This window comes from Streptomyces sp. NBC_01384 (assembly GCF_045040035.1).
GTDB lineage: Bacteria > Actinomycetota > Actinomycetes > Streptomycetales > Streptomycetaceae > Streptomyces.
Window position 1 is genome coordinate 1,422,040 of sequence record NZ_CP109559.1, and the last position, 18,287, is coordinate 1,440,326.

Consider the following 18,287-nt stretch of genomic DNA (forward strand, 5'->3'; position numbering starts at 1 on the left):
CCAGCATCAGACATTCGCTGATGTACTGGCCTCTGACCTCACCCCGGAGGGATCGGTAAGAAGTGCTCCTTAGAAAGGAGGTGATCCAGCCGCACCTTCCGGTACGGCTACCTTGTTACGACTTCGTCCCAATCGCCAGTCCCACCTTCGACAGCTCCCTCCCACAAGGGGTTGGGCCACCGGCTTCGGGTGTTACCGACTTTCGTGACGTGACGGGCGGTGTGTACAAGGCCCGGGAACGTATTCACCGCAGCAATGCTGATCTGCGATTACTAGCAACTCCGACTTCATGGGGTCGAGTTGCAGACCCCAATCCGAACTGAGACAGGCTTTTTGAGATTCGCTCCGCCTCACGGCTTCGCAGCTCATTGTACCTGCCATTGTAGCACGTGTGCAGCCCAAGACATAAGGGGCATGATGACTTGACGTCGTCCCCACCTTCCTCCGAGTTGACCCCGGCAGTCTCCTGTGAGTCCCCATCACCCCGAAGGGCATGCTGGCAACACAGAACAAGGGTTGCGCTCGTTGCGGGACTTAACCCAACATCTCACGACACGAGCTGACGACAGCCATGCACCACCTGTACACCGACCACAAGGGGGCGACCATCTCTGGCCGTTTCCGGTGTATGTCAAGCCTTGGTAAGGTTCTTCGCGTTGCGTCGAATTAAGCCACATGCTCCGCTGCTTGTGCGGGCCCCCGTCAATTCCTTTGAGTTTTAGCCTTGCGGCCGTACTCCCCAGGCGGGGAACTTAATGCGTTAGCTGCGGCACCGACGACGTGGAATGTCGCCAACACCTAGTTCCCACCGTTTACGGCGTGGACTACCAGGGTATCTAATCCTGTTCGCTCCCCACGCTTTCGCTCCTCAGCGTCAGTAATGGCCCAGAGATCCGCCTTCGCCACCGGTGTTCCTCCTGATATCTGCGCATTTCACCGCTACACCAGGAATTCCGATCTCCCCTACCACACTCTAGCTAGCCCGTATCGAATGCAGACCCGGGGTTAAGCCCCGGGCTTTCACACCCGACGTGACAAGCCGCCTACGAGCTCTTTACGCCCAATAATTCCGGACAACGCTTGCGCCCTACGTATTACCGCGGCTGCTGGCACGTAGTTAGCCGGCGCTTCTTCTGCAGGTACCGTCACTCTCGCTTCTTCCCTGCTGAAAGAGGTTTACAACCCGAAGGCCGTCATCCCTCACGCGGCGTCGCTGCATCAGGCTTTCGCCCATTGTGCAATATTCCCCACTGCTGCCTCCCGTAGGAGTCTGGGCCGTGTCTCAGTCCCAGTGTGGCCGGTCGCCCTCTCAGGCCGGCTACCCGTCGTCGCCTTGGTGAGCCACTACCTCACCAACAAGCTGATAGGCCGCGGGCTCATCCTTCACCGCCGGAGCTTTTAACCCACCCAGATGCCCAGGCAGGTATTATCCGGTATTAGACCCCGTTTCCAGGGCTTGTCCCAGAGTGAAGGGCAGATTGCCCACGTGTTACTCACCCGTTCGCCACTAATCCACCCCGAAGGGCTTCATCGTTCGACTTGCATGTGTTAAGCACGCCGCCAGCGTTCGTCCTGAGCCAGGATCAAACTCTCCGTGAATGTTCTCCCGTAATCGGGACGACACCACGAGAGCGGAACCAAGGGGAGGAATAATCCCCACGGTTCACAGCGTCCTCGCTGTGCGCCTGCCAGGCAGTGCCCGGCAGGACTTTTTCAAAGGAACCACGTCCCAGCCGATCGGCCGGAGACGGGGTATCAACATATCTGGCGTTGATTTTTGGCACGCTGTTGAGTTCTCAAGGAACGGACGCTTCCTTTGTACTCACCCGAGAGACTCTCTCAGGCTTTCCTCCGGGCGCTTCCCTTCGGTCTTGCTTCGTTCTTGCGTTTCCGACTCTATCAGACCGTTTCCCGATCCGATTTCCTCGGCGCTTTCCAGGTTCCCGCTTTCGCTTTTCCCTTTCCGGCGGTCCAAACACTATCAGCGATTTTCCGTCTCTCTGACCACGGCTCTGCGGACATGCAGAACCAGACCCCGAGATAGGATCTGACAAGTTGGGTGCTGCCAGGCAAGCACGCTTGGTCGCGTCACTCGGCCTCAAGCAGGGGTACGACTCTACATGGGGGTTTGGAGCGCGCGCAAATCGTTTGCGTGGTGCTCCAGGGCCGCCGACCGGGCCCTCTCATGCGGAACCGGTAGTTCATATGACATACCCTGCTCAACAGTGCGCCGTCCGGGACAGGCAGTGGCGGCCCATATGAATCTCCACCCCTGGAGGCTTCCCATGACCACCGTGACGTCCCCTCTTGCAGGACGTGCCATCGGACTCGCCGCGGTACCAGATCCCGTCTTCTCCGGGGCGATGGTAGGCCCCGGCACGGCGATCGACCCCGTGCGTGAGCCTTCGGAGGCTGTTGCCCCCGTGGACGGAGTGATTGTCTCGCTCCATCCCCATGCCTTCGTCGTCGTCGACGGAGAGGGCCACGGCGTGCTCACGCATCTGGGTATCGACACCGTGCAGCTCAACGGCGAGGGCTTCGAGCTGCTCGTCAATAAGGGTGACACCGTAGCCCGCGGTCAGGCGGTGGTGCGCTGGAACCCGGCTGCCATCGAGCAGGCCGGAAAGTCCCCGATCTGCCCGATCGTGGCGCTCGAGGCGACGGCCGACTCCCTTTCCGATCTCCGCGAGGACGGCGACATGAAGGCCGGCGACACGCTCTTCAACTGGCAGTGACGCCTACAGCACTGCCGTCGTAGACGGCACGTTCGAAAACCACCGCGGCGGCGGGTCCCGCCGCACAATCGGAGACGGGTGAGATGGAGACAACGCTGCGAGGCGTCGGCGTGAGCCACGGTGTGGCGATCGGCGAGGTTCGGCACATGGGGACGGCGGTTCTTGAACCGCCTGCCAAGCAGATCCCGGCGGAGGACGCGAAGCGCGAACAGGGGCGCGCCCGCCAAGCCGTCGAGGCTGTGGCGGCCGACTTGATGGCGCGCGGCAATCTGGCGGGGGGCGAAGCCCAGGCGGTGCTCGAGGCGCAGGCCATGATGGCCCAGGACCCCGAGCTGATGGCGGACGTGGAACGACGCATCGCGGTCGGCAGCACGGCCGAGCGCGCGGTCTACGACGCGTTCGCCTCCTACCGTGCGCTGCTGGCGGGTGCCGGTGAGTATCTCGCCGGCCGCGTGGCCGACCTCGACGACGTGCGGAACCGTATCGTCGCCCGGCTGCTCGGGGTGCCCATGCCGGGTGTCCCGGACAGCGACGAACCGTACGTTCTTATTGCTCGTGACCTTGCTCCCGCGGACACGGCGCTGCTCGACCCCACTCTCGTCCTCGGTTTTGTCACGGAAGAGGGCGGGCCGACCAGCCACAGCGCGATTCTGGCGCGGGCGCTGGGAGTGCCCGCTGTCGTCGCACTCCCCGGCGCCGGTGAGCTCGCTGAGGGCACGGTGATCGCCGTGGACGGCAGCACCGGTGAAATCTTCGTGCAGCCGAGCGCTGAGAAGCGGGCCCAGCTGGAGGCCGCGGCGGCGGAGCGGAAGGCGGCGCTGTCCTCCTCGACCGGCCCCGGTGCCACCTCCGACGGACACAAGGTGCCGCTGCTGGCCAATGTCGGCGGTCCCGCCGATGTACCTGCCGCCGTCGAGGCCGGGGCCGAGGGCGTCGGTCTCTTCCGTACCGAGTTCCTCTTCCTGGACGACAGCAAGCAGGCACCGTCCGAGGAGAAGCAGGTCGAGGCATACCGGCAGGTGCTCGAGGCGTTCCCCGAGGGGCGTGTCGTGGTGCGTGTGCTGGACGCGGGCGCCGACAAGCCGCTCGACTTCCTTACTCCGGCCGACGAGCCGAACCCGGCACTGGGTGTGCGGGGTCTGCGCACGCTGCTCGACCACCCCGACGTACTGCGCACGCAGCTGACGGCGCTCGCGAAGGCTTCGGAGGGACTGCCTGTCTACCTCGAAGTGATGGCTCCGATGGTCGCGGACCGCACGGACGCCAAGGCGTTCGCGGAAGCGTGCCGTGACGCCGGGCTGCGGGCGAAGTTCGGCGCGATGGTGGAGATACCTTCGGCGGCGCTCCGCGCGCGGTCGATCCTGCAGGAGGTCGAGTTCCTGTCCCTGGGGACCAACGACCTCGCGCAGTACACCTTCGCCGCCGACCGGCAGGTGGGCGCGGTGTCCCGGCTGCAGGATCCGTGGCAGCCCGCGCTGCTCGACCTGGTCGCCATGTCCGCGGATGCTGCGAAGGCCGAGGGCAAGAGCTGTGGCGTCTGCGGTGAAGCCGCCTCCGACCCGCTGCTCGCGTGTGTGCTGACCGGTCTGGGTGTCACCTCCCTGTCGATGGGTGCCGCGTCGATTCCCTACGTCCGGGCGACGCTCGCCAAGTACACGCTGGCGCAGTGTGAGCGTGCCGCGGCGGCCGCGCGTGCCGCGGACACGGCCGAGGAGGCGCGCACAGCGGCTCAGGCGGTGCTGTCCGGCGAGTAGCCGGAGCGGTTCGCCGAGCGGCGGTTGCCCAGGGGCGCTCCACCTGCGGGTGGGGCGCCCCTTCGCGTTCAGCGCGTTCAGTGCGTGTGGCCCGTCGACTCTCCTTCGGTTCCGAGATCGGGTGGTACGCAGTAGTCGACGCCTGATTCCGGGGAGACGAGGTCTCCCGATGCGGCATCGGTGCAATAGGCGTCGAAGACCTCGCCGGCGGTGAGGGGCGCAAGGCCTTCTCCGCGCAGACGCCATCCGTACACACGGTCGGTGGCATCGGGGGCCGTGGTGCGCATGACGAGTCCTCCCGCGCTACCGGTGGCGAGGCCGAGGGCCAGGACGGTGGTGAATTCGAGGGCCTCCGACTCGTCGAGGCGGATCGTGCCCTCGGCGTCGTCGTCGGCCCGCAGGACGGCGACGAGTGTTTCGGGTGCCGTCGAGACGCTGCACACGAGATGTCGCTCGCCGGGGCTCGCGGTGTCGAGGACGCGGGTGAGCAGGTGAGAGGCGCGCGCGAAGGATGCCCGTCCGATGTCCTCTCCGCAGGATGCGCAGTTGCCGATGCGGGCCAGGAGTGTGGTCGCGTACTCCCAGGTCGCCTTACGGACGGCTTCGTCGACGAGGTCGGGGACGAGTTCGGCGAGGGGCTGTCCCTCGTACGGAACGGTGGGGCCCGTGGCGGCCAGTTCGGCGATGAAGCGTGTGCGGCTGGCGGCGGCGTCGGGTTCCAGGCCGCTGTGGGCGCAGAACTCCGCGTACTCTTCGGGGTCGAAGAGCGCCACCGTGGTGTGGCTGCCCTCAGCCGCCAGGTTCCTGAGCAGGGATTCCACCTGCTGGAGGTAGATCGTGTGGTCGTCGAAGGTGAAGGTGCGATAACGCCGCATCGCCCTGAAATCGTGCTCGTCGGTCAGCAGACCGATGGTGCCGACGATTTCACGGCGCAGGACACGTCGCATGGTGTGGTGCTTGGTGTGCGCCATCTTTCCCCCTGTGCGCAGTCGATCAATGCTCACTCACAGTAACTGGCGGCACTGACAACGCGGTGCGGTCGAGGTGATTCCGCACCAAGCGGCGCTGGAACATGCAGGTCACGGCGACAGTCGCGCCGAAGAGGGTCCAGCCGAGGGGGCCCGCCGCGATGGCAGCGGTGACGGCGAGTGGTCCGATGCTGCGCTGCGCGGACTGTGCCAGTCCGTGGACGCCGAGGTAGGCACCCAGGGCCGTGCCCGGTGCGAGAGCGACGGAGAGTTCCCAGGAGACGGTGGCGTGCAGCATCTCGGCCGTGGTGAAGGCGACAGCCGAGGCCGTGAGGAACAGGGTGGCGGTGACGGGTCCGCCCGTGGCCGAGAGCGCCATGGTGACGCCGCCGAGCGCGAAAGCGGCGGAGAGCGGGAGCAGCAGGGTGCGCGCCGCGGCCGTCGTGGTGCCGAAGCGCGCCAGCGGGACCTGAAGGGCCACGACCATCACATTGTTGAGGACCATGAGGAGCGGGGCGAGGCCGTGCGGTGCGTGGCCGGAATGGGCGATCCACAGCGGCAGGCCGACCTTGAACACAGCGTCATCGAGGAAGAGGACGATCTCGGTGGCGACATACGCGAGGTAGGTGCGGTCGCGCCAGGGATTGTGCGGCTTCGTCGTAGGGGTTGGGTCCTTCGATGTGGCGATCACGCGGGTGGGGGACGGTGGTTCGGCGCAGCGGACGGTGAGGAGGGCGGCGGCGACGAACGAGAGGGCGTCACCTGCCAGAAGCCATTGGTAGGCGGTGGTGGTGCCGACGGTGAGCGCCGCCGCGGCGGCGAGGCCGCCCAGGGCCCAGCCGGCATTGGCGGCGGTCCGGCTGACGGCCTGGTAGCGCACTCGGTCCGGTCCCGAGACGCGGGTGGCGTACAGCTTGGTGAGGACGTTGGCGGCGCGGTCGCCGAGGCTGCCGACGGCGGAGAAGGTCAGCAGCAGGCCGTAGTTGTCGGTGGTGAGCAGTGCGAGGGAGGCCAGGGCCCGCACGATTTGTAGGGCGATGAGGACGCGGGTGAGGGGCAGGCGGTCGGCGATGCGGCCGCCGAGCGGTGCGCCGGCGATTCCGATGGCTCCCGAAACCGCGGCGAGGGTGCCGACCTGTGCCACGGACAGGCCGGTGACGTAGATGAAGTACAGAACCGAGACGGACGCCCACAGGCCGCTGCCGCTCCGGTCGACGAGGGCGATCCAAAGCATTCTTCGGCCGTCGGGGCCTCCTGGAATGCGTGTCGACCATGCGGCTGCTCGGCGGATCGGTCCCACTCTTCCCCCTTGCTTTTCACTTATGTATTGATACATACTTGGTAACGTGGCAACACAATATGGGATCAGTGGTACGACGGCCAAGGGGATTGCCTCGTCCGTCGAACGGGGCGTGGCCGAAGGTGCGTTGGGGCCGGGAGCGGCGCTGCCTCCGGTGCGCAGACTCGCAGACGAGCTCGAGGTGAGTCCGGGTACGGTCGCGACGGCGTACAAGGAACTGCGGCGACGCGGAATCGTCGTGACGCGTGGGCGTGGCGGGACCGTGGTCGCCGCGGCTCCCGCGGTGGCGTCGCGACGGCCCCCGAAAGTGCCGGACGGGCTGCACGACTTGGCGGGTGGGCATCCCGACCCGGAGCTGCTTCCGCACTTGGTGCCGCCTTCACGCCTCTCCCCCGGCGCGCGGTCGCACCGCAGCACGCCCCGTCTGGCGCGGCTGGAGGACGCGGTGCGCGAATGGCTGGGGCCGGACGGTGTGCCGACGGACCACGTGACGTTCGCGCACGGCGCGCTGGATCTGATCGGGCGGCTGCTGTCGGTGGAGTTGCGGCCCGGCGACGCCGTCGCCATGGAGGACCCCGGTTATCACCATCTGCTGGACCTGGTCACAGCGCTGGGACTGCGTACGGTTCCGGTCGCCGTGGACGACCAGGGGATGCGCCCCGAGGCGCTACGGGGTGCGCTGCGGGCCGGTGTACGAGCGGTGGTGTCGAGTCCGCGGGCGCAGAATCCGTACGGCGGATGTTTCTCGGCGGAGCGCCGGGACGCGCTGGTCGACGTGCTGCGCGAAGAGGCCGATGTACTGGTCATGGAGAACGACCACGCCTCCGCCGTCGCAGATGCGGCCCTTCATACGTTGACCGCGGGCGGCCTTGCGCGCTGGGTGCATGTACGGACCGTGAGCAAGTTCCTGGGGACCGACCTGCGGTGGGCCGCGGCGGCCTGCGATCCGACGACACTGGCCCGGCACGACGGCCGGATGCTGCTCACCTCCGGCTGGGTCAGTCATCTGCTTCAGGAGACGGTGTTCGGGCTGATGACGGACGACGGCACGCGCGCGTTGGTCGCACACGCTCAGGCGACCTACGCGCTGCGGCGGAAGACGCTCCACCGCGAGCTGGCGAAGCGTGGCATCGAGGCCCATGCCGTGAGCGGAATGAACGTCTGGGTACCGGTGCGGGACGAGTCGGCCGTCGTCAACGGGCTGCGGTCGTATGGATGGTGGGTCGCGGCGGGTGCGCGGTTCCGGCTCGCTTGCGGGCCCGGGGTACGGATCTCGGTCGCGGAACTCGAACCCGCCGACGCGGTGCGCCTGGCCTCGGACTTCGCTGCCGTGCTCGGCGAGTCCGAGGCCACCTACGGAGGCTGATCAGCCGCGCTTGCGGGCCAGTTCTTCGTAGAAGCGCAGCAGTTCGACGTTGTCCACGGAACCGACGTTGACGGCCTTCTCCAAGGGGGCTCCCTGGAGCAGGCGCTTGACCGGGACCTCGATGCGTTTGCCCGTGAGAGTGTGCGGGACTCCTGGGACCTCGATGACCTCGTCAGGGACGTGGCGCGGTGAGAGCTGTTCGCGGATGGTCTGTTTGATGCGGTTCAGGAGGGCCTCGTCGAGTGAGGCTCCGGGGGCGAGGTGCACGAAGAGGGGCATCCAGTAGCCGCCGTCGGGCTCTTCGATGCCGATGACGAGCGACTCCTTGATCTCGGGGAGGCGTTCGACGGCTTCGTAGATGTCGGCCGACCCCATGCGCACGCCTTGGCGGTTGAGCGTGGAGTCGGAGCGGCCGTGGATGACGACGGAGCCGCGCGAGGTGACGGTGATCCAGTCGCCGTGGCGCCAGACGCCGGGATAGGTGTCGAAGTAGCTGTCGTGGTAGCGGCTGCCGTCAGGGTCGTTCCAGAAGCGGATGGGCATGGATGGCATCGGGTTGGTGACCACCAGCTCGCCGACTTCGTCGGTGAGGGGTTTGCCGCTGGGGTCCCAGGACTGGAGGTCGGTGCCGAGACCGGCGGCCTGGAGCTCGCCGATGTACACCGGGAGCGTGGGCACCGCGCCCGCGAAGCAGGAGCACACATCGGTGCCGCCGCTGACGGAGGCGATCCACAGGTCGCCGCGGACCTCGTCGTGCAGCCAGCGGAAGCCGTCGGGCGGCAGGGGGGAGCCGGTGGTCGCGACGCACTGCATGCGCGCGAGGTCGAAGTCGCGGGAAGGGTGAACGCCTGCCTTGCGGCACGCCATGACGTACGCGGCGGACGTGCCGAAGAGGGTCGCTCCCGTGCGTTCGGCGATGCGCCACTGGGCGCCCGTGTCCGGGTAGCCGGGGCTGCCGTCGTACAGGACGATCGTGGTGCCCGTGAGCAGGCCTGAGACGAGGAAGTTCCACATCATCCAGCCGGTGGACGTGTACCAGAAGAAGCGGTCCTCGGGGCCCAGGTCGCAGTGCAGGCCCAGCTGCTTGAGGTGCTCGACGAGGATGCCGCCCTGGGACTGGACGATGGCCTTGGGGAGGCCGGTCGTGCCGGAGGAGTAGAGCACCCACAAGGGGTGGTCGAAGGGGACCTGCTCGAAGACCGGCGCCACGTCCGCGGAGGTCAGGGTCGACCAGTCCAGGGCGCCTTCGGGAGCCTCGGTGCCGAGCAGCGGGATGTGCACGACGGCGCGCAGGGTCGGCAGTTCGCGGCGCAGCTCTGCGACCACGTCCCGGCGGTCGTGCTCCTTGCCGCCGTAGCGGTAACCGTCGACGGTGAAGAGCACGACGGGTTCGACCTGCTGGAAGCGGTCGAGGACGCTGCGTGCGCCGAAATCAGGGGCGCAGGACGTCCACACGGCTCCGACGGCGGCCGTGGCGAGCAGGGCGACCACGGCCTGCGGAACGTTCGGGAGATAGCCGCTGACGCGGTCTCCCGGGCGTACACCGAGGGCCCGCAGCTCGGCGGCCAGGGAACCGACCTGGCGGCGCAGCTCGGACCAGCTCACCGGGGTCGGCTCATGGGTCTCGTCGACATACAGGAGTGCCGGTTCGTCCGTGCGGGTCTCGGCCGCGCGCAGGGCGTGTTCGGCGTAGTTCAGGGTCGCCCCGGGAAACCATGCGGCGCCGGGCATCGTGCGGTCGCCGAGCACGCGCGTGTAGGGGGTCGAAAACCGTACGTCGAACCACTCGGTGACGGCTTTCCAGAACGTGTCCAGTTCCCGTACCGACCAACGATGCAACGCCGCGTAGCCACCGCCGGACGGGGCTCCGTGGTGCTCGGCCGCCCAGGCCTGGAACTTTGTGACCTGCGCCTGGGCGATGCGTTCCTCGGTGGGCTGCCAGAGCGGTGAGGGGTTCGCGGTGGACATGGGGCGGCTCCCGGACTGTGGGCGTCGGTCGCGCACGAGACGGAGTGTGCGCGTCACGCGGCTGACACGGACGATGTCATGTGATCGACTCCCGCACCAGGGTGCGCCACAGATGGTCGCCGGCGTGAAGATGTGCCCCCACCACGGGTGAACGGCAGTTGAACGACTCACTCATTTGGCGCAGGCAATGGCAGGCTGAGCAGCATGGACGGTCGTGACCTGGTGCGTTCGGTGAAGACAGTCGGTTCGACGGGGGCGGCCCAGGGGTTGCTCACCGTGCGGGCCGCATGGCGAAGGAGGCGTGCCGACGCCGCCGGGTTGCCACGGCGGGGCGCCGAGCGCGCGCGGGTGCCGGGCCCCGTGCAGGGCGTGGAGCCGGGGCCCGGGGGCGGTGTCGTCCGGTTCGCGCGGTCCGAGTTGCGGATCACGGTCACGGTGAGCGGGGCCGTGTTCTGGGGCTGGGACGGCGCCGGTCCGGAGCCGTCGTACGCGCTCGCGGGCCGTTGCCCGGAGCCGGACCCGCGGGCCGTTCTGGAGCCGGACAAGGACGGTGGCTGGCGGGTCGTGGCCGAACGGGTGACGGTCGTCGTCTCGCGGCACGGCGCCGTCGAGGTGCGCACCCCCGGTGGCGTGATCCTGCGACGCGATCTGCCGCCCCGTTGGTGGGAGCCGGTCGGCGGAGGCGGCGCGCGGTGGATGCAGCGCTCCGAAGTGGCCGCCGACGCACGGTTCTTCGGCCTGGGCGGGCGTGCGGCGGGACCCCGGCTGCGCGACGGGTCGTACCGGCTGTGGAACACGGATCCCGGACGTGCCTTCACGCCCGACGACGATCCGCTGTACGTCACGATGCCTGTGCAGATGGTGGTCGCCGACGCGGGCACGCACCTCGTGTTCCACGACACCTCCTGGGACGGCAAGGTCACCTTGCGCGAGGGCGAGGAGGGCGCGGGCTCGGGGCACGACCGGGCCGGGACGTGCGAGCTGAGGATGGACGGCGGCCCGCTGCGCTGCTGGGTGATGGTGGGCACCCCCGCGCGCGTGCTGCACACCTGGGCCTCGCTCACCGGGGCGCCCGCGCTGCCGCCCAGGTGGGCCCTGGGGCACCATCACGCGCGCTGGGGCTTCGGCAGCGAGCAGGAGGTGCGGCGGGTCGTCGCGGGCTATCAGGACCGCGGTCTGCCGCTCGACGCGGTCCATCTGGACATCGACCACTACGACGCGCACCAGGTGTTCACGGTCGACCGGGAGCACTTCCCGAAGCTGCCGGTGCTCGCCGAGGAGCTGCGCCGCGACGGCATCCGGCTGGTGTCGATCATCGACCCGGCGGTCAAGGCCGAGCCGGGCAACGTGGTGTACGACGGTGGCCTCGCCGGGGACGCCTTCGTACGGGATGCCTCGGGACGGCTGGTGCGGGGTGTCGTGTGGCCCGGAGAGTCGGTCTATCCGGACTTCACCCACGCGCGCGTGCGTGAGTGGTGGGGCGGCCTCTACAAGGAGCGGCTGGCGCAGGGGTTCGCGGGGTTCTGGCACGACATGAACGAGCCGACGTCGTTCACCGCGTTCGGGGAGTCGACGCTGCCGCGGTCGGCGCGGCACTCCTTGGAGGGCCGCGGCGGTGACCATCGTGAGGCGCACAACGTGTACGCCCTCGGCATGGCCCGCGCCGCGTACGAGGGCCTGCGTGAACTGACTCCCCAGGAGCGGCCGTTCCTCTTCTCGCGCTCCGGATGGGCCGGAATGCAGCGCTACGGGGGGACCTGGTCCGGGGACGTGGCCACGGGCTGGCCGGGATTGCGGGCGTCGCTGTCGCTGGTGATGGGACTCGGGCTGTGCGGGGTGCCGTACTCGGGGCCGGATGTGGGCGGCTTCGACGGAAGCCCCTCGCCCGAGCTGTATCTGCGGTGGTTCCAGCTCGGCGCATATCTCCCGCTGTTCCGTACGCACGCGAGTCTGCGGGCGGGACGCAGGGAGCCCTGGGAGTTCGGCGACGGCGTCCTGGAGCACGCGCGCGTGGCGCTCGTCGAGCGGAGGCGGCTGCTTCCGTACTTCATGACGCTGGCGCATCTGGCGCGCCGCACCGGCGCACCGTACGTGCGCCCCGTGTGGTGGGGCGCGCCCGAGGACCGGGCGCTGCGCGACTGTGAGGACGCCTTCATGCTGGGCGACTGTCTCCTCGTGGCGCCGGTGCTGGACCATGGGGCCGACCGGCGTGCGGTGCAGTTGCCGCGCGGGCGTTGGTACGACACGGTCACCGAGGAGGCGTACGAGGGGCCGGCCCAGGTGTTGCTCGATGCCCCCTTGTCGCGGATTCCGGTGCTGGCGCGCGCGGGTTCCGTGGTGCCCGTTCGGGGCGAGGACGGCGGACTGGAGCTGGAGGTGTGGGCTCCGGTGCGCGGGCGGGTCGGGGGTGGGCTCGCTGTGCCGGACGGGGGCGACGGCTGGGACGAGCCGGAGGCCGAACGCTATGTGTCGCGCTGGGAGGGGCAGCACGTGGTCGTGCGACGGGACGGAGAGGGCGGCCCCGGTGAGCCGGGGTATCCGGTCCGGGTCCGGGGGCTCGGGACGCCGTGACGAGGCCCTGAGGGCCCCGCGGGGTCCCTCAGACGTACCGTCCCTCGAACCATGCCCGCACCGCCACGGTGTGCAGTGGGAAGGCCAGTTCGGTCGGCCTGTGCAGCAGGTGCCAGCCGTCGGTCTCGTCCGTGGCGGCGGAGGGCGGGAGTTCGGCGGCGGGGCGCTCCGGGAGGAGCCCGAAGAGCAGCAGATGACCGGCGGGAGAGCTCATCGCGTCGGCGAGCCGCACCTCGCGGTTCGCCGCGTCGATGCCCGTCTCCTCCTTGAGTTCCCGGACTACGGCGTGCCGCCAGTCCTCCCGGTGGTCGATGAACCCTCCGGGCAGCGCGATGCCTCCGCGCGCGGGGGCGATGGTCCGGGTGATGACGACCAGGGCGGTGCCCCTGTCGTCGTACACGGGCTGCAGGGCCACCGCGACCGGCAGCGGATTGCGGTAGGCCACGGTTCCACACGCGGCGCAGGTGCGGGGCCAGCGGGAGATGCCCTCTCCGTAGGGTGCTCCGCAGCTCGAACAGTGCGAGTCCGGCGCGAAGTCGGCGGGTGGGTGCGGGGGTGCGGACACGCCGCGGACTGTAGCCGATCACTCCGGGCGCGTCTTCAGGTGCCTTATCGGGTGCGATTCCAGGCGCCTCCTGGGGTGCCTCTCTCGATGTTGGCCCGCCCCGTCGTCACGGGGCGGGCCGGCCCGGCTCAGCGGGACGAAGTCAGTGACTTCTTGGACACCGGGAAGTCGAAGTAGGTGTCCGGGTACGGCTCGGGCTTGTACGTGTAGTGCCACCACTCCTCGGCGAGGTTGACGAATCCGAGGTCTTCGAGGGTGCTCTTCAGGAGCAGCCGGTTGGCGCGCTGCGGGCCCTGGATGCGCGGGTCCAGGGTGTGGGCGAGGGTGTCGAAGCAGTCGAAGCCGGTGCCCATGTCCACGGAGTTGTCGGGGAAGCGCTCGTCCTGGGGCGCGTAGCAGGACACGAGGGGCTCTCCGGGGACGTACGGCCTGGTCGGCTTCGCCGGCAACCTGACGATCGTGAGGTCCATCGTCGAGCCTCGGCTGTGTCCGGACTTCTCGGCGATGTAACCGTCCTCGAACAGACGGATCTTGTCGACCTGCGGATAGAACTCGGACTTCGTCCTCTGGTCGTCGAGGTCCTCGGCCCAGCGGACGAAGTGGTCGACGGCGCGCTGCGGCCGGTAACAGTCGTACACCTTGAGGGTGTAGCCCTTGTTCAGCAATGTCACTTGAGCCTTGTGGAGGGCTTCGGCGGCGGGTCGGGTCAGGATGCAGATCGGCTGCCGGTAACCGTCGATGCGCTCGCCCACGAAGTTGTGTGGCGTGTAGTAGCGCATCTCCTGGATGATCGTCGGGTCCACGGATCTCAGGGCCACGAAGTCTTCGGGGGCCTTCGGCTCGGGTGTCGCCCGAGCTGTGGCGGAAGCGGCGGTCACGGCCAGTAAGGCGGCGAGCGTGGTCACCAGGCCGCGCACAGCGGCGGAGAGTCGTGTCATGTCCCCTGCATCTATCAGGTGCGGGTTCCACCAGGGAAGGGATCGCATACGGCCGAAGGTCATCGAGGGACGGATCCCGGCGGGCTCCTCGGAGGGACCCGCGAGAGCCATACCCGGAGGGACGGCCGGAACCACCCCCGTGGGCCCCGGCCGCCCCTCCCGATACTCCGACGCCCGGCAGGCCTGTGCGGTTCTCCCCATCGCGCTGCCCATTTCCCGATGCCCGTGGCACACTTCTGACGTTCCGTCAGATCCGGCATTATGGAGGGGTCTTGTCGCGTACACGCACACCCGTGGTCACCGGATGGTTCGCCGGGGACGGGGACGACTTCCGCCTTCTCGGCACGCGCTGTTCGGCATGCGCCTCGGTCTTCTTCCCTCGCGAGGACGCCTTCTGCCGCAACCCGGGCTGCCACGGCGGCGAACTGACCGAGGTGCCGCTGTCCCGGTACGGCCGCGTCTGGTCGTACACGGACAGCAGGTACCGGCCGCCGTCACCGTATGTGACCGATCCGGAACTCTCGTGGGAACCCCACGCGTTGATCGCTGTGGAGCTGGAATCCGAGCGGATCGTCGTACTGGGTCGGACGGTTCCCGGGATCACCGTCGCCGACCTGGCGGTGGGCATGGAGGTGGAGGTCGTCTGCGGTGTGCTGAACGAGGATGCGGAGACGACCTGGACGACGTGGCACTGGCGGCCGACCGGGGTGACGGGGGTGACGGCATGAAGGACATGGGGCGCACGGGGGTAAAGGCATGAGCGGCGAGGTGGCGGTGCTCGGCGCGGGCATGCACCCGTGGGGCAAATGGGGACGCAGCTTCGTCGAGTACGGGGTCGTGGCGGCGCGCTCGGCGCTGGCCGACGCGGGGGTCGACTGGCGGGACGTCTGCTCGGTCGTGGGCGCGGACACCGTGCGCGGCGGCTATCCGGGATACGTGGCGGGGGCGACGTTCGCGAAAGCGCTGGGCTGGCAGGGGGCGCGGGTGGCGAGCGTGTACGCGGCGTGCGCGTCGGGGGCGCAGGCCATCAACACGGCGCGCGCGCAGATTCTTTCGGGCCTGGCGGACGTGGTGCTGGTGGTGGGCGCGGACGCGGCGCCCAAGGGGTTCTTCCGTCCGGCGAGCGGGGACCGGCCGGACGATCCCGACTGGTTGCGGTTCAGGGTCCTCGGGGCGACGAATCCGACGTACTTCGGGCTGTACGCGCGGCGGCGGATGGCGGTGCACGGGGACACTCCGGAGGACTTCGCACAGGTCAAGGTGAAAAACGCCGCCCTGGGGGCACTGAATCCGAACGCGCGGTACCGGAAGAGGGTCACCGCCGAGGAGGTGGCGGGCTCCGCCGTCGTTGCCGATCCCCTACGGCTGCTCGACATCTGCGCCACTTCCGACGGCGGTGCGGCCCTCGTGCTGTCGAGCATGGAGTTCGCGCGACGACACGGGGCAGTGGATCCCGTGCGAATCCGCGCAGTGTCGACGGTGACGCCGCGCTACCCCAACACCGTGCTCGATCTGCCGGACATCGCCACGGACTCCGCGGTCGCGGTGGAGCCCGCGGCCGACACCTTCCGGGCCTCGATCGCGCGGGCGGCGTACGAGGAAGCGGGCATCGGTCCCGAGGACCTCTCGCTCGCCGAGGTGTACGACCTGTCCACTGCGCTGGAGTTGCAGTGGTACGAGGACCTGGGGCTGTGCGGGGAGGGCGAGGCGGTGAAGCTGTTGCAAAAAGGCGCCACGGCGCTCGGCGGGCGTATACCGGTGAACGTCAGCGGCGGACTGGCCTCCTTCGGGGAGGCTGTTCCGGCGCAGGCGATAGCCCAGGTGTGCGAGCTGACTTGGCAGCTACGGGGCCAGGCGGGAGACCGGCAGGTCGCGGGGGCGCGGGTGGGGATCACCGCGAACCAGGGGCTGTTCGGACACGGATCGTCGGTCATCGCCGTCCACTGAGTCGGCAGTCGGCCGCGTGTACTGGGTCGGCAGCTGCACTGCCCGGCGACGCTCGCCGTCCGCGGACGCCCGCCAAGGCGAACGTCCGCACTCCGTGTGACGACCTCGGAATGCTGCGTGAACAGCTCATGAATCGCGCCCAGGCGTGCGCGGGCGGCGCCAGGATGCTTTCGTGCCCTCCTGGACGGATACTGTCCGCTTCGCGTTCCAGCCGGTCGTCAATCTGACGACCGGAGGGGTTGCGGCGCTGGAGATACTCGCCCGTCCGGAGGCCGGTGACATCCTGGCACAGGCCCGCCGTGACCCCGAACTCGACGGCCGGCTGGCGGCGTTGGCCATCCGCGCGGCGGCCCGCAGGGAGACGATGCTGCCGCTGCACGTAAATGTGTTCGCCGGGACGCTGGCCGATCTGGGTGGACTCGCGGCACTGCGCGACGCCGTGCGTGCGGCCGGGCGGCAGCCGTGGGAGGTGACGGTCGACGTCGGTCCGCCGTACACCCATGTGCCGCAGCACGCCCTGCTGGAGGCGGTGGCCGCCTTGCGGGGCGAGGGCTTCCGGATCTGCGCGGACGGGGTGGGCGACGGCGACGTACCCCTGCGGCTGCTCACGGACCTCGCTCCCGAGCTGGTGAAGCTCGATGTGTCCCTGCTGACACGCCCTGCGGCGGTTCGGGCGATGCGGACGCTGTGCGAGCAGTTGGGCGCACTGCTGTCCGTGGAGGGCGTCGAGACGGAGTCGCAGTGCGCGGCCGCGGCGTCGGCGGGCGCGCAGTTGGCGCAGGGCGAGCTGTTCGCGCCACCCGCTCGGCTGCCTGCGGCGGACGTATACGTTCCGACCATCTCCCCCGGCGTCGCGACGATTCCCCGGTCGGGGCCGTCGGTACGGCAGTTCGTGCGACCCGCCGCGCTGCTGCCCGCCACAGCGTCCGCGGGTCAGGTGCGGGCGCTGCTCACCGGCTCGCCCGACGTGTCCGGGGTGCTGCTCGTGGACCCCTCCGGGATACCGGTCCGGTCGGTGCACCGGTCACGGTTCCTGCTGTCGATGTCGGGACCGTACGGGCATGCGCTGTACGCCGACCGGCCTGCCGCCAAGCTCGGCGATCCGCCGCGTACGGTCGGCGTGGACGCCACCGCGTGGGAGGTTCTCGACGTGGTGGCGGACGGCGAGCGGGACCGTACGTCCGACGATGTCGCCGTCGTCGACCACTACGGGCGGTGTGTGGGGGCCGTACGCCTTGCCGATCTCGTACGCGCGCTCTCCGAGAGCCGGGTCGAGGAGGCGGCGGGGCTCAACCCGCTGACACGGCTGCCCGGTTCGGACGCGATCACCGGAGAGGTGGACCGACGGATCGCCGACGGCCGGATGTTCGCGCTCAGTTGGCTCGACGTCGACCACTTCAAGCAGGTCAACGACGGAGCGGGGTTCGCGGCGGGCGACGAACTGATCCGCGCGGTCGGGCGGGCGCTGCAGCACGCGGCGTCCGGAGCGACCCGCGTGGGACACATCGGCGGCGACGACTTCCTCGTCCTCGCAGACCCGGACGCCCTCGACCCGCTGGCCGGCTCGGTGCTCGACGCGTCGTGGTCGGCGGGCGGACGGACCGTCACCCTGTCGCTGGCCACGCTCCTGTGCGCGCCGGGCAGCGTGACCGACCACCGGCAGGCGGCCGCCTGTCTGGCACCGCTCAAGCAGGCCGCGAAGGCCCTGCACGGGGCGAGTTGGGTGCTGGGCCGGGCGGGGCTGCCGGGCCATGAGGTCCGTCGCGGTTCGGGCGTGGCGCGGGCGCAGGCGGGCTGAGAGGAGGAACAGGCGCGCTGGGCCTTTGGACGGATCACGCCGACGTACGCCACGCGCCGACCGCCTTCACCGGCCGACCGGGCCGAGGCCAACCACCAGGCTGTCCGGGCCCTCTGGGTACCAGCGTGACGGGCGGGGCTCAGGGGTCGGTCGGCCCGCCGCCGAGGGCCGCGCAGTCCCCGGTCGCGCACCGATCTTGGCCCGTTCCTGGCCCTCAACCATTGCCGTCGCCGACCTTGACGCCCCCTGGGCGCCGGTGAACACTTCCGGATGTCAGTCGGCATCGCCGCATTCGGGCGTCTCCAGGCACCGCGCCGCTCGGGTTTCCGACCTGCTCCAAGGGCCGTCCCCGCGGGCGATTCCGCTGCGACGGCACG

The 18,287-nt window shown here is 69.2% G+C and carries 12 protein-coding genes and 1 rRNA gene; 7 read left to right on the top strand and 6 right to left on the bottom strand.

Annotated features, from left to right (window positions below; translation table 11 throughout):
* Window positions 1–73: 73 nt before the first annotated feature.
* Window positions 74–1,599: ribosomal RNA gene (locus OG747_RS06305) — 16S ribosomal RNA — on the bottom strand.
* A gap of 686 nt (window positions 1,600–2,285) precedes the next feature.
* Between OG747_RS06305 and OG747_RS06310 the strand changes: the two genes are divergently transcribed.
* Window positions 2,286–2,735, top strand: a complete 450-nt coding sequence (locus OG747_RS06310; RefSeq protein ID WP_405878298.1) for a PTS glucose transporter subunit IIA — start codon at window positions 2,286–2,288, stop codon at window positions 2,733–2,735.
* A gap of 83 nt (window positions 2,736–2,818) precedes the next feature.
* Entirely contained in the window at window positions 2,819–4,489 is a 1,671-nt protein-coding gene (gene ptsP, locus OG747_RS06315; RefSeq protein ID WP_405878299.1) for a phosphoenolpyruvate--protein phosphotransferase, read from the top strand.
* A gap of 77 nt (window positions 4,490–4,566) precedes the next feature.
* Here the strand turns inward: ptsP and OG747_RS06320 are convergent, their stop codons facing one another.
* Both OG747_RS06320 and OG747_RS06325 read right to left on the bottom strand, forming a co-directional pair.
* Window positions 4,567–5,460 carry a hypothetical protein gene (locus tag OG747_RS06320; RefSeq protein WP_405878300.1) on the bottom strand — a complete coding sequence of 298 codons (894 nt, stop codon included), beginning with the start codon at window positions 5,458–5,460 and terminating at the stop codon, window positions 4,567–4,569.
* A gap of 22 nt (window positions 5,461–5,482) precedes the next feature.
* A complete protein-coding gene (locus OG747_RS06325) occupies window positions 5,483–6,691 on the bottom strand; it encodes an MFS transporter (RefSeq protein WP_405878301.1) in 1,209 nt (402 codons plus the stop codon).
* A 112-nt stretch (window positions 6,692–6,803) separates the two neighbouring features.
* Between OG747_RS06325 and OG747_RS06330 the strand changes: the two genes are divergently transcribed.
* Window positions 6,804–8,123: an aminotransferase class I/II-fold pyridoxal phosphate-dependent enzyme gene (locus OG747_RS06330; protein WP_405878302.1), complete on the top strand. Its 1,320-nt coding sequence runs from the start codon at window positions 6,804–6,806 to the stop codon at window positions 8,121–8,123.
* Here OG747_RS06330 and OG747_RS06335 read toward each other — a convergent pair whose 3' ends face one another.
* Window positions 8,124–10,091, bottom strand: coding sequence for an acetoacetate--CoA ligase (locus OG747_RS06335; RefSeq protein WP_405878303.1), 1,968 nt, complete (start codon window positions 10,089–10,091; stop codon window positions 8,124–8,126).
* A gap of 204 nt (window positions 10,092–10,295) precedes the next feature.
* On the opposite strand from OG747_RS06335, the gene OG747_RS06340 reads away from it, so the two are divergent.
* Entirely contained in the window at window positions 10,296–12,662 is a 2,367-nt protein-coding gene (locus tag OG747_RS06340) for a TIM-barrel domain-containing protein (protein ID WP_405878304.1), read from the top strand.
* A 28-nt stretch (window positions 12,663–12,690) separates the two neighbouring features.
* Here OG747_RS06340 and OG747_RS06345 read toward each other — a convergent pair whose 3' ends face one another.
* Window positions 12,691–13,227, bottom strand: a complete 537-nt coding sequence (locus tag OG747_RS06345; RefSeq protein ID WP_405878305.1) for an NUDIX domain-containing protein — start codon at window positions 13,225–13,227, stop codon at window positions 12,691–12,693.
* Window positions 13,228–13,355: 128 nt separating this feature from the next.
* Window positions 13,356–14,165 (bottom strand): M15 family metallopeptidase, encoded by an 810-nt coding sequence (locus OG747_RS06350; RefSeq protein ID WP_405878306.1) that lies wholly within the window; start codon window positions 14,163–14,165, stop codon window positions 13,356–13,358.
* 293 nt (window positions 14,166–14,458) lie between these two features.
* Here OG747_RS06350 and OG747_RS06355 point away from each other — a divergent pair, with 293 nt between their 5' ends.
* From OG747_RS06355 to OG747_RS06365, 3 genes are all read left to right on the top strand, one after another.
* Window positions 14,459–14,893: a Zn-ribbon domain-containing OB-fold protein gene (locus OG747_RS06355; protein ID WP_405885458.1), complete on the top strand. Its 435-nt coding sequence runs from the start codon at window positions 14,459–14,461 to the stop codon at window positions 14,891–14,893.
* A 28-nt stretch (window positions 14,894–14,921) separates the two neighbouring features.
* Window positions 14,922–16,112 carry a lipid-transfer protein gene (locus OG747_RS06360; protein ID WP_405878307.1) on the top strand — a complete coding sequence of 397 codons (1,191 nt, stop codon included), beginning with the start codon at window positions 14,922–14,924 and terminating at the stop codon, window positions 16,110–16,112.
* Window positions 16,113–16,284: 172 nt separating this feature from the next.
* The gene (locus OG747_RS06365; protein WP_405878308.1) at window positions 16,285–17,910 is read left to right on the top strand and encodes an EAL domain-containing protein; all 1,626 of its coding nucleotides are present in this window, start codon (window positions 16,285–16,287) and stop codon (window positions 17,908–17,910) included.
* Window positions 17,911–18,287: the final 377 nt, after the last annotated feature.